The organism is Vibrio sp. Vb1980 (genome assembly GCF_033338615.1).
Classification (GTDB): Bacteria; Pseudomonadota; Gammaproteobacteria; order Enterobacterales; family Vibrionaceae; genus Vibrio; species Vibrio alginolyticus.
The window spans coordinates 50,259-63,886 of record NZ_JAWOSZ010000014.1 but is presented as its reverse complement, the minus strand read 5'-3'; the positions used below and the strand labels follow the sequence as shown (position 1 = coordinate 63,886).

Sequence of the window (13,628 nt, the reverse complement as noted above, 5' to 3'; positions counted from 1 at the left end):
ATCATGCTAATAGCCTAGGGTTCTTCCTATGTCTGAAGACGTCAGTAAAAATCTTTCCGAAACTTTGTTCGTGAAACATAAGCAAGCAAAAGAAACCTCCGCGCTTACCCAGTACATGCCGACCAGTAAAAAAATACTTGATGAACGAGAAGCGCAAGGTGATCGTGCTTGGTATCGTCATTTGCGTCGCTTGCAATGGGCTTGGCAAGGATTGTCTCCGATCGAAATGGAAGGCGTACTGTCTAAAATTGCTTCATCTTCTCACTCGCGAACCAATGATGATTGGTTAGACACTGTAATGGGTTATCACAGTGGTAACTGGACATTTGAGTGGATCAAGCTTGGTATGGATCATCAGAAGCGAGCAAATGAAATGCAAGGAGAAGAGGCAGCGGATGAACTCTTCACTGCTTCTTTGTGTTTTAGTATTGCAGGCTACCCACATTTAAAAAATGACAATTTGGCATCGCAGGCTCAAGTACTGGCAAACAAAGCGTATTCTGACGGCGCAGAAAAAACTAAGTACACCATCAAGCAAATTGAAGTGCCTTACCAAAATCGCAAAATCATCGCGAACCTCCATTTACCAAGAACGGATAAACAGTTGCCTGTGGTCATGGTGAGCGCTGGTTTGGATACTCTACAAACCGACATGTGGCGTTTGTTCCGTAATCGTCTTGCACCGCGAGATATTGCGATGTTAACCGTAGACATGCCTTCAGTAGGGCATAGCTCTCATTGGCCCTTGACCGAGAATTCAAGTTGCCTACATCAAGCGGTATTGAATGAGCTTTACTCGCTACCTTGGGTTGATCATCACAAAGTGGGGTTAGTTGGGTTTCGTTTTGGTGGTAATGCCATGATCAGACTCTCTTTTGTCGAGCAGGAAAAGATCAAAGCTTGTGTCGCTCTAGGCGCACCCGTACATGATATTTTTACTTCCCCTCAGAAGTTACAAAAAATGCCGAAGATGTATTTAGATCTTTTGGCTTCCCGTTTGGGGAAAAATGCGGTTGATATTAATAGCATGGCTGGTCAGATGATGGCGTGGTCATTGAAGGTTCAGGGCTTCCTGAGCAGTCGAAAAACCAAAGTGCCTATTTTGGCTTTGAGTCTTGAAGGCGATCCAGTGTCGCCACACAGTGATAATCAACTTGTTGCTCTATTTAGCCAGTATGGTAGAGCAAAAAAAATCAGTTCCAAAACAATTACAAAAGGATATGAGCAATCCCTCGATTTAGCCATAAAGTGGCTAGAAGATGAATTATTAGGGTGACAATTCTCCTAAATTAGTTAAGAGTGATATATCTGAGCAAAAAATAAGCTCATGATAATTAAAAATAATAATCATTCTTGGGTGTTTACTTTTAACTATGAAAACGGAGATTCATATGTCAGAGACGACTCAGGGCCCGACTCACTTTCGCTTGATGTCAAAGTTGAAGGCGATAGGGCCTTACCTGCGCGAACCACAATCGCAAGAAGGGCGCTATTATTTTGATTGTTTATCTGTATGTGTAGACGACAAAAAATCGCCTGAGAAGCGTGAATTTTGGGGCTGGTGGATGGATTTGGAATCCATCGAGGGAGGCTTTACTGCTAAATATCATATTGGCAAGTACAACAAAGAAGGGCAATGGGTATCTGAAGCCCTTCCCAAAAAAGTGGTAGAGGAAGTGTATCTCACGCAGAGCACATTCCATCAAAAGCTGGTTGATACTTTAGAAGAACACTTCAAATTAGAAGTCGAATATCACACGGAGTCTTTCGATTTCGCTTAATTTGGTTGTTTTCATTTAATACCAAACAAAAAGGTGCGAAAACGCACCTTTTCTCTTGTTAATTCCCTATTTGATTGTTAAAACATCCTCTCTTTATTTGTTTTTCACTTCAGAAGACATCATGACAACGAATCAACAAAATGCAGTTGTTTCACAACCACAAACTGTCGTTGTGAAACTGGGTACAAGTGTGCTGACAGGCGGCACTCTGGCACTCGACCGTGCACACATGGTTGAGTTAGCACGCCAGTGTGCTGAGCTTAAAAAACAAGGCCATTCAATCGTAATGGTTTCGTCTGGTGCGATTGCAGCAGGCCGTGAGCATCTTGGTTACCCCGCATTGCCCAACGAGATGGCGAGTAAGCAGTTACTTGCCGCGGTGGGGCAGAGTCGCTTGATTCAAACATGGGAGTCTTTGTTTGGTATTTATGGTATCAAGATCGGCCAAATGCTACTAACCCGTGCCGATTTAGAAGATCGTGAGCGATTCCTTAACGCGCGTGACACTATTAATGCGCTCGTTGCGAACGATATTGTTCCTATCGTAAACGAAAATGATGCCGTTGCGACTAGCGAGATTAAAGTTGGCGATAACGACAACCTTTCCGCTTTGGTAGGCATTTTATGTGGTGCAGATAAGCTCTTGCTTTTAACGGACCAAAAAGGTCTGTTTACTGCTGACCCTCGTAGAGATCCGAACGCAGAGCTTATCAAGGAAGTAAAAACCATCGACGATACGCTGCGTAAAATCGCAGGTGGAAGCGGTACAACATTGGGTACTGGTGGTATGGCAACGAAGCTGCAAGCCGCAGACATCGCTCGCCGCGCAGGTATAGAGGTTATTATTGCTGCTGGTAGTGCGCCGAATGTTATCTTTGACTCTTTAAGTGCTGAACCTCAGGGCACGCGCTTCCTACCTTGCGCTGAAGCCTTAGAGAACCGTAAACGCTGGATTCTAGCGGGACCTGCGGCATCGGGCGACATCATTATTGATGATGGTGCAGTCAATGCTGTGGTCGGCAAGGGCAGTAGCCTACTTGCTAAAGGGGTCATCAAAGTTAGTGGTGACTTCGCACGAGGCGAAGTGGCGCGTGTAACAAACGCTCACGGTAAGTTGGTGGCTCGTGGCATCAGCGCCTACTCAAGTGATGACCTAACTAAAATTACGGGTAAGCACAGTAAAGATATCATCTCTATTTTGGGTCATGATTATGGCTCTGAGGTGATTCACCGCGATGATTTGGTCGTCATTCAGGAATAGAATTAGAGGGAAGCAAAGTGGATTTAACGAATATGGGTAAAGCTGCTAAAGATGCAGCTTTCGAATTAGCGACAGCGTCAACTGCGCAAAAAAACCAAGCATTAGCCATCATTGCTGATGAGCTAGAAGCAAACTCTGCTGCTATTTTGGCGGCAAACGCTAAAGACATCGAACTTGGCCGTGAAGCGGGTTTAACCGATGCGCTGCTCGATCGCCTTTTGCTTAATGAAGAACGATTGACTGCAATTGCGAATGATGTTCGCAACGTCATTAGCTTGAACGATCCTGTAGGCAGCGAAATAGACAGTAAGGTACTGGAAAATGGGATGTCACTGTCTCGTCGTCGCGTGCCGCTTGGTGTCGTGGGCGTAATTTATGAAGCGCGTCCAAACGTAACCATTGATATCGCAGCGTTGTGCTTGAAAACCGGCAACGCAAGCATTTTACGTGGTGGCAAAGAGACCTTTTTCTCGAATATGGAATTAGTGAAGGTTATTCAGTCTGCGCTCGCAAAGGCGAACCTTCCAGCCGCTTCTGTGCAGTACATTGAAAAACCAGATCGTGAGCTTGTTTCTCAATTGCTTAAGTTGGACGATTACGTCGACATGATCATTCCACGCGGTGGTGCTGGCCTACACAAAATGTGTAAAGAAAACAGCACGATTCCGGTGATTATTGGTGGCTTTGGTATCAGCCATATCTTTGTCGACGAATCCGCTGATCTAGAGAAATCCCTGAATGTGGTTGAGAACTCTAAAGTTCAACGTCCATCTGCGTGTAACTCATTAGATACGCTGCTCGTGCATGAAAAAATTGCAGCGCAATTCCTACCAATGATCGTAGAGCGCATGAACGATAAAGTGACCTTCGTGACAGAGCCTAAGGCAAAAGCACTGATGCCTCAAGCAACACAAATTCGCGATGCTGTTGAAGGTGACTTTGATACGGAATGGTTGAGCTACACTCTTGGTGTAAAAGTTGTGTCTGATGTGAAAGATGCCATTGTTCATATGCGTGTCCATAACGCGAGCCACTCAGATGCGATCATGACCAATAGTTTGGAAAACTCAGAACTGTTCATCAATTCTGTCGGTTCGGCGGCGGTTTATGTGAATGCTTCAACGCGCTTTACAGACGGTGCGCAATTTGGCCTTGGCGCAGAAGTCGCAGTATCTACGCAAAAGCTACATGCACGCGGTCCGATGGGCTTAGAAGAGCTAACTAGCTACAAGTGGGTTGGTAAAGCGAACTACTTAGCACGCAGTTAACACATTCGACGAGATCTTGAGTGAAAAAGGGGCCTTTGCGCCCCTTTTTGTTTTGTCTAACATACCAATTCCGCTACACTACATGAGCTTTTATTTCGGTTTGAAAGCGTTATACCCAAATAGCTTTAATAGAGTCCGTATAACCATGAACGCGTGGTTATCCGTGATTGCTCATGAGGTTATTTTGGTATAGATATGGAGGTGATATGCATTGTCCTTTTTGTTCCGAGAACGATACCAAAGTTATTGATTCCCGCTTAGTGGCTGATGGCCATCAAGTTCGACGTCGCCGTCAGTGCTTGGCGTGTAGCGAGCGTTTCACTACGTTTGAAAGCGCAGAGTTAGTGATGCCTAAAGTGATCAAATCGAATGGCAACCGTGAACCATTTGATGAAGATAAAATGGTTGGCGGTATTCAACGCGCTTTAGAGAAACGCCCAGTGAGTGCCGATTCTATAGAGTTAGCGATCAGTATGATCAAATCACAACTGCGTGCGACGGGTGAGCGAGAGGTTCCGAGTGAAATGATTGGTAATTTAGTCATGGACCAGCTCAAAGAGCTCGATAAGGTGGCTTACATTCGTTTCGCTTCCGTTTACCGCAGCTTTGAAGATATTCGCGAGTTTGGCGAAGAGATTGCCCGCCTAGAAGACTGAGTAGCTCATGACTCAACACACTCCTGAAAGCGCGTTTTCTGATTTAGATTTCGCCATGATGTCACGAGCTATTAAGTTAGCGAAACGTGGCATTTATACCACCGCCCCTAATCCAAATGTAGGGTGTGTCATCGTTCGTGATGAAGAAATTGTCGGTGAAGGCTATCACCATCGTGCTGGTGAGCCGCATGCCGAAGTGCACGCGATGCGCATGGCGGGTGAAAAAGCAGTTGGTGCAACCGCTTATGTGACGCTAGAACCTTGCTCTCATTACGGCCGTACACCGCCATGTGCCGAAGGGCTGATTAAAGCGAAAGTGGCACGTGTGGTTTGCGCCATGGTAGACCCAAACCCGAAAGTTGCAGGTCGCGGCATCCAGATGTTACGTGATGCCGGAATTGAAGTTCAAATCGGCTTGTTAGAGCAAGATGCCCTTGCCCTTAACCCTGGTTTTATAACGTACATGCGTACAGGCATGCCGTTTGTTCAATTAAAAATGGCGGCCAGTTTGGATGGGCAAAGCGCACTCAATAATGGTCAGAGCCAATGGATCACCTCCCCAGCGGCCCGCCAAGATGTGCAGCGTTATCGAGCGATAAGTGGTGGCATTCTTTCTACTAGCAAAACGGTGATTGATGATAATGCATCACTCAATGTGCGCTGGGATGACTTACCTAATAGTGTTCAAGCGCAGTATTTACAAGAAGAGCTTCGTCAACCAGTACGTGTAATCTTAGACCGTCAGAACCATTTAACTGATGCGCTCAAGCTGTTCCATACCGATGGAGAACGAGTTATTGTTCGCTCTGATGGAGACTGTATCCCTCTATTGGACAGCGCTGACCAAATTGACTTATCAACGACATTAAAACGTATCTCGGATGAGCACCACATCAATCACTTATGGGTTGAAGCTGGAGCTACGCTAGCGAGTGCGATGATAAAGGCTAATCTTGTAGATGAGCTCATTGTTTACCTTGCGCCAAAACTCATGGGCAGCGATGGTCGGGGGCTTATCGGTGCTTTAGGGTTAAGCGCTATGGCTGACGTCATAGATTTAAACATTACAGACGTTCGTATGGTTGGGGTAGACATTCGCATCACCGCCACCATAAAACGTAATGAAATTAGATAAGAAATAGTATGTTTACAGGAATAGTAGAAGCAGTGGGCAAGTTAGCTGCGATTACGCCGAAGGGCGAAGACATCACCGTCACGGTTGAAACGGGTACGCTTGATATGTCAGACGTTAAGTTAGGCGATAGCATTGCGACCAATGGTGTTTGCTTAACGGTAGTTGACTTCGGAAGCCACTATTACAGTGCTGATCTGTCATTAGAAACCTTGAAGAAAACTGGGTTTGCTGATTACCAAGTAGGCGATAAGGTGAATCTAGAAAAAGCCATGTTGCCAACAACGCGATTGGGTGGACATATCGTTTCTGGCCATGTCGATGGGGTTGGTGAAATTGTCGAACGCAATTCAGTTGGCCGTGCGATAGAGTTTTGGGTTGCAATGCCTGCGGAAATTAGCAAGTACGTTGCAGAGAAAGGCTCGATTACTGTTGATGGTATTAGCCTAACCGTCAACGACTTACGTAAAAATGCTTTTAAGCTGACGATCGTTCCTCATACGAGTGAAGAAACTACGATTGACCAGTTTCAAGTGGGGCGCAAAGTCAACTTAGAAGTTGATGTACTTGCGCGTTATATGGAGCGTTTACTGCAAGGACAACAAGAAGATAAGGCCGAGTCTCGTATCACGATGGACTTTTTACAGCAAAACGGTTTTGCATAAGTCTTGGGAGTGGCTGCGTGAGGCATGCGATAAAGAGCAGACTCACAGAACACCGCGAGATTCATTGACTTGCTTAATGCAAAGCTCAAACTATTGACCTAACTAGCATTCACTGCAACGTAATTTTTCATTGCTGTCGCAATAACAAATTTAGAATAACGGGATAACAGACTATGCCAATCAGTACGCCACAAGAAATTATTGATGATATTCGCGCAGGCAAAATGGTCATCCTAATGGATGATGAAGACCGCGAGAATGAAGGTGACTTGATCATGGCTGCCGAGCATATTACGCCGGAAGCCATCAACTTTATGGCAACCTATGGCCGTGGCCTGATTTGTTTAACCATGACCAAAGATCGTTGCGAAAGTCTAGGTCTGCCACCAATGGTGCAAGACAATAATGCGCAATACACCACCAACTTTACTGTTTCGATTGAGGCAGCAGAAGGGGTAACGACTGGTATTTCAGCCGCAGATCGCGCACGTACCGTTCAAGCAGCAGTCGCGCCAAACGCTAAAGCTGCGGATTTGGTGCAGCCTGGTCACATCTTCCCTCTCGCAGCTCAAGACGGCGGTGTACTGACTCGCGCAGGTCACACTGAAGCTGGCTGTGATTTGGCTCGTCTTGCTGGTTTAGAGCCAGCATCGGTGATTGTTGAGATCTTAAATGACGACGGCACCATGGCTCGTCGCCCAGATCTAGAGATCTTTGCAGAGAAGCACGGTATTAAATTGGGCACTATTGCCGACCTAATTGAGTACCGCAATAACACTGAGACAACGATTGAACGTGTGGCAGAGTGCAAGCTACCGACAGAGTTTGGCGAGTTCACGTTAGTCACTTACAAAGACACCATTGATAACCAAGTGCACTACGCAATGTGCAAGGGCGATTTGAAAGAAAAAGCGCCACTGGTTCGCGTTCATCTTCAAGACGTTTTTACCGACTTACTACGTAGCGATCGTAATGCAGAGCGCAGCTGGACACTAGATAAGGCAATGAAACGCATTGGTGAAGAAGGCGGTGTGCTGGTTGTTCTTGGCCATGAAGAATCGACCGATCTACTTATTCATCGCGTGAAGATGTTCGAAGCGCAAGACAAAGGTGAAGCCCCAACGCTTGCTAAAAAACAAGGCACGTCTCGCCGTGTTGGCGTTGGTTCACAGATTCTTGCGGATCTCGGTGTACATGATATGCGCCTTCTGTCATCGACCAACAAAAAGTACCACGCGTTAGGTGGTTTTGGTCTGAACGTTGTTGAGTACGTCTGCGAGTAACAACCGAACAATAAGTTCCTAGTCTTTGACGTGCTTAACTCGTCAATGGCTAGGAACCGGTGATTTGCCTCCAATTTCCATTAGATATTGCTCACAAATTTGTGCTAGAATCCGGCGATTCTCACTTGATGAACATATTTCACTTATAAATAGAGTTAAAGGAAAGCTTATGAAAGTGATCGAGGGTGGCTTCCCAGCGCCAAATGCAAAAATTGCTATCGTTATTTCTCGTTTCAACAGTTTTATTAACGAAAGCCTACTTTCTGGTGCGATCGATACACTAAAGCGTCACGGACAAGTAAGCGAAGACAACATCACGGTTGTGCGTTGTCCAGGTGCCGTAGAACTACCTCTAGTAGCTCAGCGTGTTGCTAAAACTGGCAAATTCGACGCTATTGTTTCTCTAGGGTCTGTTATTCGCGGTGGAACGCCTCACTTTGACTATGTTTGTAGTGAAATGAACAAAGGTCTAGCACAAGTGTCTATGGAATTCAGCATTCCAGTAGCATTTGGTGTTTTGACTGTTGATACGATCGATCAAGCGATTGAACGCGCAGGAACCAAGGCTGGTAATAAAGGTGCAGAGGCTGCACTAAGCGCACTTGAAATGATTAATGTACTATCTGAAATTGATTCCTAATGGGGGCCAGTGTGAAACCAGCCGCACGTCGTAACGCACGTCAATTCGCTCTACAGGCGATCTACTCATGGCAAATTACTAAAGAGAATGTTGCCAAGATTGAAGAACAGTTTTTGTCTGGCGACAAATACGATGAAGAAGAACTTCATGCATCTGAGCCAGCGCTTGCTGCTCCAGAGACAGACGTAGCTTACTTCCGTGAACTATTAAGCGGTGTTGTACTTAGCCACGCTGAGCTAGATAGCAAAATTCGTCCATACATCTCTCGTCCTATGCAGGATTTAGATATGATGGAACTTGCTCTTCTTCGCCTTGCTATGTACGAGATGACTCGTCGCGAAGATGTTCCTTACAAAGTTGTTATCAATGAAGCGATTGAACTTGCAAAAGTTTTTGCAGCAGAAGATAGCCACAAGTTTGTGAATGGTGTACTTGATAAAGCAGCACCTCACATTCGTAAGAAATAACGATTTCTTCAATGAAAAGGTCAGCACATGCTGACCTTTTTTGTATCAAAAGCTTTTACATCAAAAAGTAAGTGAATTATGTCTGGTGAATTTAATCTGATAGACAAATACTTCGTCGGTCGTCAGAGCCAACGTAAAGATGTCCATTTAGCCGCTGGTGATGATTGCGCTTTGGTCAAAGCGCCAGCTAATGTTCAGATTGCGATTAGCACGGATACATTGGTAGCTGGAACGCATTTCTTAGCCGACGCGAACCCAGCATGGGTCGCACACAAAGCATTGGCTTCTAACATCAGTGATTTGGCGGCGATGGGCGCAACGCCTGCATGGGTGAGCTTTGCATTAACGATGCCTGAGCCAGATGAAAAATGGCTTGCTCCTTTCTGTGATGCATTTTTCGAACTGGCTGATTACTATGGTATTCAGTTAATAGGCGGTGATACCACCAAAGGGCCATTGTGTCTGACTCTAACGGTGCAAGGTTTTGTTCCTGAAGGTAAAGCTCTCACACGTTCCGGAGCCAAGCCTGGGGATTGGGTATATGTAACGGGAAACCTTGGCGATGCAAAAGCTGGCTTGGATGTGATTCTAGATGACTCTCTGCGCAGCAGAGCCGGCGCGGAAGCACTAGAGCGAGCTCATTATCTTAGTTCTCCGCGTGTGCTTGCTGGACAAGCTCTTGTTGGCTTAGCCTCGTCGGCGATAGATATTTCAGATGGTTTAATCTCTGATATTAAGCACATTTTACAGCGATCTCAGGTTGGGGTTAGTATTGATGTCTCTCAGCTACCGATCTCTTCAGAATTAGTCCAGTTTTTAGATGATAAGATCAGCGCGCAGCAGTATGCTTTAGCAAGTGGCGAAGAATACGAGTTGTGTTTTACCGTGCCGGAGCAAAATCGAGGCTCGTTACAAAGCGCTTTATCTCATACTGGCTGTAAGGTCACATGTATTGGTCAAATCCGACCAAATGGAACCTTCGAGCTGCATGATAACAATCAACCACTTGATTGGGACTTAAGTGGCTTCGACCACTTTAAATGATCTAAGCTAAGCTCTAGCCAAGAGCCTGTTACTATTGAGTAACTCGCAGGCATGACGATTGAAACCAAACTAGCAGTATAGGTTTAAGGATATGACCAACCCTCTTTCTCTGATTTCATTAAAGAACCCGTGGCATCTATTGGCGACGGGTTTTGGCAGTGGATTATCCCCGTTTATCCCTGGAACAATGGGCACACTGGCGGCCGTGCCTTTCTTTTTGTTGTTGGCACAATTACCATTTACGGCGTATGTCATTGTTGTTCTGATTTCGTGTGTGATCGGCATTCAAATATGCCAAGTGACCTCTGCAGACATGAAAGTACATGATCATGGTTCAATCGTATGGGATGAATTTGCGGGTTTTTGGATTACGATGAGCATTGTACCTGCACTGAATATTCCACTCACTGAATGGAAGTGGTTGATCACTGGCTTCATCTTGTTTCGTTTTTTCGATATGGTAAAACCTTGGCCAATTGGGTGGCTAGATAAGCGAGTTCACGGTGGGCTGGGTATTATGGTTGATGATATCGTGGCGGGAGTTATGGCCGGTGTTGCCCTGTTTCTAGTCGCAAAATATGCGGGCTGGATGAATTAAACGTTGACCGTAAAAAAAGGGATGCTATGAGCATCCCTTTTTACATTCTATTTTGCTAAATAATCCAAGATGGATTTTTCAATTCCTTTTGCATCGAGACCAAGCTCTTCATGCAGTTCATCTTGTGTTCCCTGATGAATAAACTCATCTGGTAAACCTAGGTTCAACACAGGTTTAATGATTTTATCTTTCATCATGAACTCAACGACACCAGCACCAGCACCACCCGCGATAACATTTTCTTCTAACGTCACGAGCACGTCATGATCTGCGGCTAGTTGACGAATCAATGCCTCATCGAGCGGCTTCACAAAGCGCATATCAGCAACAGTGGCGTTAAGGTATTCTGCCGCTTCTAGCGCGTTGCCCAAGAAAGTACCAAAGTTCAGAATAGCAACTTTTTCACCTTGGCGAACCATGCGCCCTTTACCGATTTCTAACGCCGTAAACTCAGTTTCGATTTCTACGCCCATGCCGCTACCACGAGGGTATCGAACCGCACTCGGGCCAGAATGCTTATGGCCAGTGTAAAGCATTTGTCGGCACTCGTTTTCGTCACTTGGCGCCATGATCACCATGTTCGGAATACAGCGCATAAAGCTCAAATCGAACGCACCTTGGTGAGTTTGACCATCTGCGCCAACTAGACCTGCGCGGTCGATCGCAAACATCACTGGTAAGTCCATGATCGCGATGTCGTGGATCAATTGGTCATAACCACGTTGCAAGAAAGTCGAATAGATAGCAACGATTGGATGATCGCCCGCAATTGCCATGCCTGTTGCCAGTGTCACTGCGTGCTGCTCAGCAATCGCCACATCAAAGTATTGGTCTGGGTACTCTTTTGAGAAACGCACCATACCTGATCCTTCGCGCATTGCTGGCGTAATTGCCATTAGCTTAGGATCTTGGGCCGCCATGTCACATAAAAAGTCACCGAAGATCTTTGAGTAAGTTGGCTTACCGCCACTGCTCTTCGGCAGACAATTATGCGTTGGATCGAATTTAGGAACACCATGGTAGCCGATAGGATCTTTCTCGGCAGGCTCATAACCTTTGCCTTTCTTGGTCATGATGTGTAGGAATTGAGGACCTTTGAGCTCACGCATATTTTTCAGCGTTTTGACGAGTTCATTGACGTCGTGCCCATCAATCGGGCCAATGTAATTAAAGCCGAACTCTTCGAACAGAGTACCAGGCACTACCATGCCTTTTAGGTGCTCTTCCGTACGGCGAACCAACTCTTTAATAGGTGGAACACCAGACAGCACTTTCTTACCGCCTTCACGGATAGAAGTGTACAAGCTACCAGAAAGTACTTTTGCAAGGTGGTTATTCAGGGCGCCGACGTTTTCTGAAATCGACATTTCGTTGTCGTTCAAAATCACCAACATATCAGGATGAACGTCGCCAGCGTGGTTCATGGCTTCGAATGCCATGCCTGCTGTAATTGCGCCATCACCAATCACACTGACGATTTTACGGCCTTTGCCTTCTTTTTGTGCGCTGATGGCCATGCCAAGGCCTGCACTGATAGATGTCGAAGAGTGGCCGACAGATAAGGTGTCATATTCACTTTCTTCACGCCAAGGGAAAGGGTGTAGACCATCCTTTTGGCGAATTGTTGGCATTTTATCGCGACGTCCGGTGAGGATTTTGTGCGGGTAAGCCTGATGACCAACATCCCAGATCAATTTGTCGATAGGGGTGTTGTAAACATAATGCAGAGCGACAGTTAGCTCTACGGTGCCTAAGCCAGACGCTAAGTGTCCGCTAGATTGGCTCACTGAATTTAGCAGATACGTTCGCAGTTCATCACACAGATTTGGTAATGTTTCTTTCGGAAGAAGACGTAATTCTTCCGGTGTATTTGCTAACGCCAGTGTTGGGTACTTTGAAATATCAAGAGTCATATAAATGCGCGCTTATAGTGTTAATTTTTGCGCTCGATGACATATCGGGCGAACTCTTCGAGTAACTGAGTATTGTATGGGATAGCTTCCAATGCTTGAAGTGCTTCCTGTAACAGAGTGTGAGCTTTCTCTATGGCTCCCTCTAAACCCAGCAGGGAAGGATAAGTGCTCTTATTCAGACCTTGGTCGGAACCTTGAGGCTTACCCAGTGTTTCTGTGTCACTGATGATATCAAGAATATCGTCTTGAACCTGAAACGCCAAACCAATTGCTTTTGAGTAGCGCTCCAAGTGAGGTAGAACCTCGATACCTTTCTCACCAGCAGCTAATGCACCTAATTTTACCGCACAATCAATCAGAGCTCCGGTTTTTTTACGGTGTATCTCTTCCATTTCTTCAAGAGAAACTAGGCGATTTTCCGCGCCTAAATCTAAGGCTTGCCCTACACACATGCCGCTGGCACCAGAGGAATGCGCTAAGGCTTTGATCATATTGATGCGTTGAGCTTCTGCCGCCGAGCTTAATTGACCATCAGAAATAATAGTGAAGGCAAGAGTTTGTAGTGCATCACCTGTCAGTATTGCGGTTGCTTCATCAAACTTAATATGACAAGTTGGTTGACCTCGACGCAGTTCATCATCGTCCATGGCTGGCAGATCATCATGAATGAGTGAGTAGGCATGTATACATTCGATAGCAGCGGCGGGGGTGTCTAAGTCTTCAGGTTTACAGCCGAGCATTTGACCTGTGATGTAAACAAGAAAAGGGCGAACGCGTTTCCCACCTAGCAAAAGGCCGTATTTCATTGCTTGAATCAATGGCTGCTCTTGATATGGAAGCTGATCGAGCCACAAATTCAATTGCTGATTGTTTCTTTGTTGAAAAGACGTCAATGTCTGTTGCATCACATTGCTCACTAC

General features: G+C 45.8%; 14 protein-coding genes. 12 read left to right on the top strand and 2 right to left on the bottom strand.

Features of this window, described 5'->3' with window-relative positions; genetic code table 11:
• The first annotated feature begins 28 nt into the window (after nucleotides 1-28).
• From frsA to pgpA, 12 genes are all read left to right on the top strand, one after another.
• Nucleotides 29-1,276 carry an esterase FrsA gene (gene frsA, locus R7F64_RS18565; RefSeq protein ID WP_005381586.1) on the top strand — a complete coding sequence of 416 codons (1,248 nt, stop codon included), beginning with the start codon at nucleotides 29-31 and terminating at the stop codon, nucleotides 1,274-1,276.
• Nucleotides 1,277-1,391: 115 nt separating this feature from the next.
• On the top strand, nucleotides 1,392-1,781 hold the full coding sequence (gene crl, locus R7F64_RS18560; protein WP_005381584.1) for a sigma factor-binding protein Crl: 390 nt from the start codon (nucleotides 1,392-1,394) through the stop codon (nucleotides 1,779-1,781).
• Nucleotides 1,782-1,902: 121 nt separating this feature from the next.
• The gene (gene proB, locus R7F64_RS18555; RefSeq protein ID WP_017820604.1) at nucleotides 1,903-3,042 is read left to right on the top strand and encodes a glutamate 5-kinase; all 1,140 of its coding nucleotides are present in this window, start codon (nucleotides 1,903-1,905) and stop codon (nucleotides 3,040-3,042) included.
• Nucleotides 3,043-3,059: 17 nt separating this feature from the next.
• The gene (locus tag R7F64_RS18550; protein ID WP_054730326.1) at nucleotides 3,060-4,310 is read left to right on the top strand and encodes a glutamate-5-semialdehyde dehydrogenase; all 1,251 of its coding nucleotides are present in this window, start codon (nucleotides 3,060-3,062) and stop codon (nucleotides 4,308-4,310) included.
• Nucleotides 4,311-4,516: 206 nt separating this feature from the next.
• Nucleotides 4,517-4,966 (top strand): transcriptional regulator NrdR, encoded by a 450-nt coding sequence (nrdR, locus tag R7F64_RS18545; RefSeq protein ID WP_005381578.1) that lies wholly within the window; start codon nucleotides 4,517-4,519, stop codon nucleotides 4,964-4,966.
• Between the two features lie 7 nt (nucleotides 4,967-4,973).
• A complete protein-coding gene (gene ribD, locus R7F64_RS18540; protein WP_318071968.1) occupies nucleotides 4,974-6,101 on the top strand; it encodes a bifunctional diaminohydroxyphosphoribosylaminopyrimidine deaminase/5-amino-6-(5-phosphoribosylamino)uracil reductase RibD in 1,128 nt (375 codons plus the stop codon).
• An 8-nt stretch (nucleotides 6,102-6,109) separates the two neighbouring features.
• Nucleotides 6,110-6,763 carry a riboflavin synthase gene (locus R7F64_RS18535; protein ID WP_005383626.1) on the top strand — a complete coding sequence of 218 codons (654 nt, stop codon included), beginning with the start codon at nucleotides 6,110-6,112 and terminating at the stop codon, nucleotides 6,761-6,763.
• Between the two features lie 173 nt (nucleotides 6,764-6,936).
• Entirely contained in the window at nucleotides 6,937-8,046 is a 1,110-nt protein-coding gene (gene ribBA, locus R7F64_RS18530) for a bifunctional 3,4-dihydroxy-2-butanone-4-phosphate synthase/GTP cyclohydrolase II (RefSeq protein WP_005381573.1), read from the top strand.
• Nucleotides 8,047-8,215: 169 nt separating this feature from the next.
• Entirely contained in the window at nucleotides 8,216-8,686 is a 471-nt protein-coding gene (ribE, locus tag R7F64_RS18525; RefSeq protein WP_005381572.1) for a 6,7-dimethyl-8-ribityllumazine synthase, read from the top strand.
• Nucleotides 8,686-9,153, top strand: coding sequence for a transcription antitermination factor NusB (gene nusB, locus R7F64_RS18520; RefSeq protein WP_005381571.1), 468 nt, complete (start codon nucleotides 8,686-8,688; stop codon nucleotides 9,151-9,153). Before ribE ends, nusB begins: the two co-directional genes overlap by 1 nt.
• 78 nt (nucleotides 9,154-9,231) lie before the next feature.
• A complete protein-coding gene (thiL, locus tag R7F64_RS18515) occupies nucleotides 9,232-10,197 on the top strand; it encodes a thiamine-phosphate kinase (protein ID WP_203345946.1) in 966 nt (321 codons plus the stop codon).
• 91 nt (nucleotides 10,198-10,288) lie between these two features.
• Nucleotides 10,289-10,795, top strand: a complete 507-nt coding sequence (gene pgpA / locus R7F64_RS18510) for a phosphatidylglycerophosphatase A (protein ID WP_031780838.1) — start codon at nucleotides 10,289-10,291, stop codon at nucleotides 10,793-10,795.
• A 47-nt stretch (nucleotides 10,796-10,842) separates the two neighbouring features.
• On the opposite strand, the gene dxs is transcribed toward pgpA, so the two are convergent.
• Nucleotides 10,843-12,708, bottom strand: coding sequence for a 1-deoxy-D-xylulose-5-phosphate synthase (gene dxs / locus R7F64_RS18505; protein ID WP_005383623.1), 1,866 nt, complete (start codon nucleotides 12,706-12,708; stop codon nucleotides 10,843-10,845).
• Between the two features lie 20 nt (nucleotides 12,709-12,728).
• Entirely contained in the window at nucleotides 12,729-13,613 is an 885-nt protein-coding gene (gene ispA / locus R7F64_RS18500) for a (2E,6E)-farnesyl diphosphate synthase (protein WP_042521208.1), read from the bottom strand.
• Nucleotides 13,614-13,628: the final 15 nt, after the last annotated feature.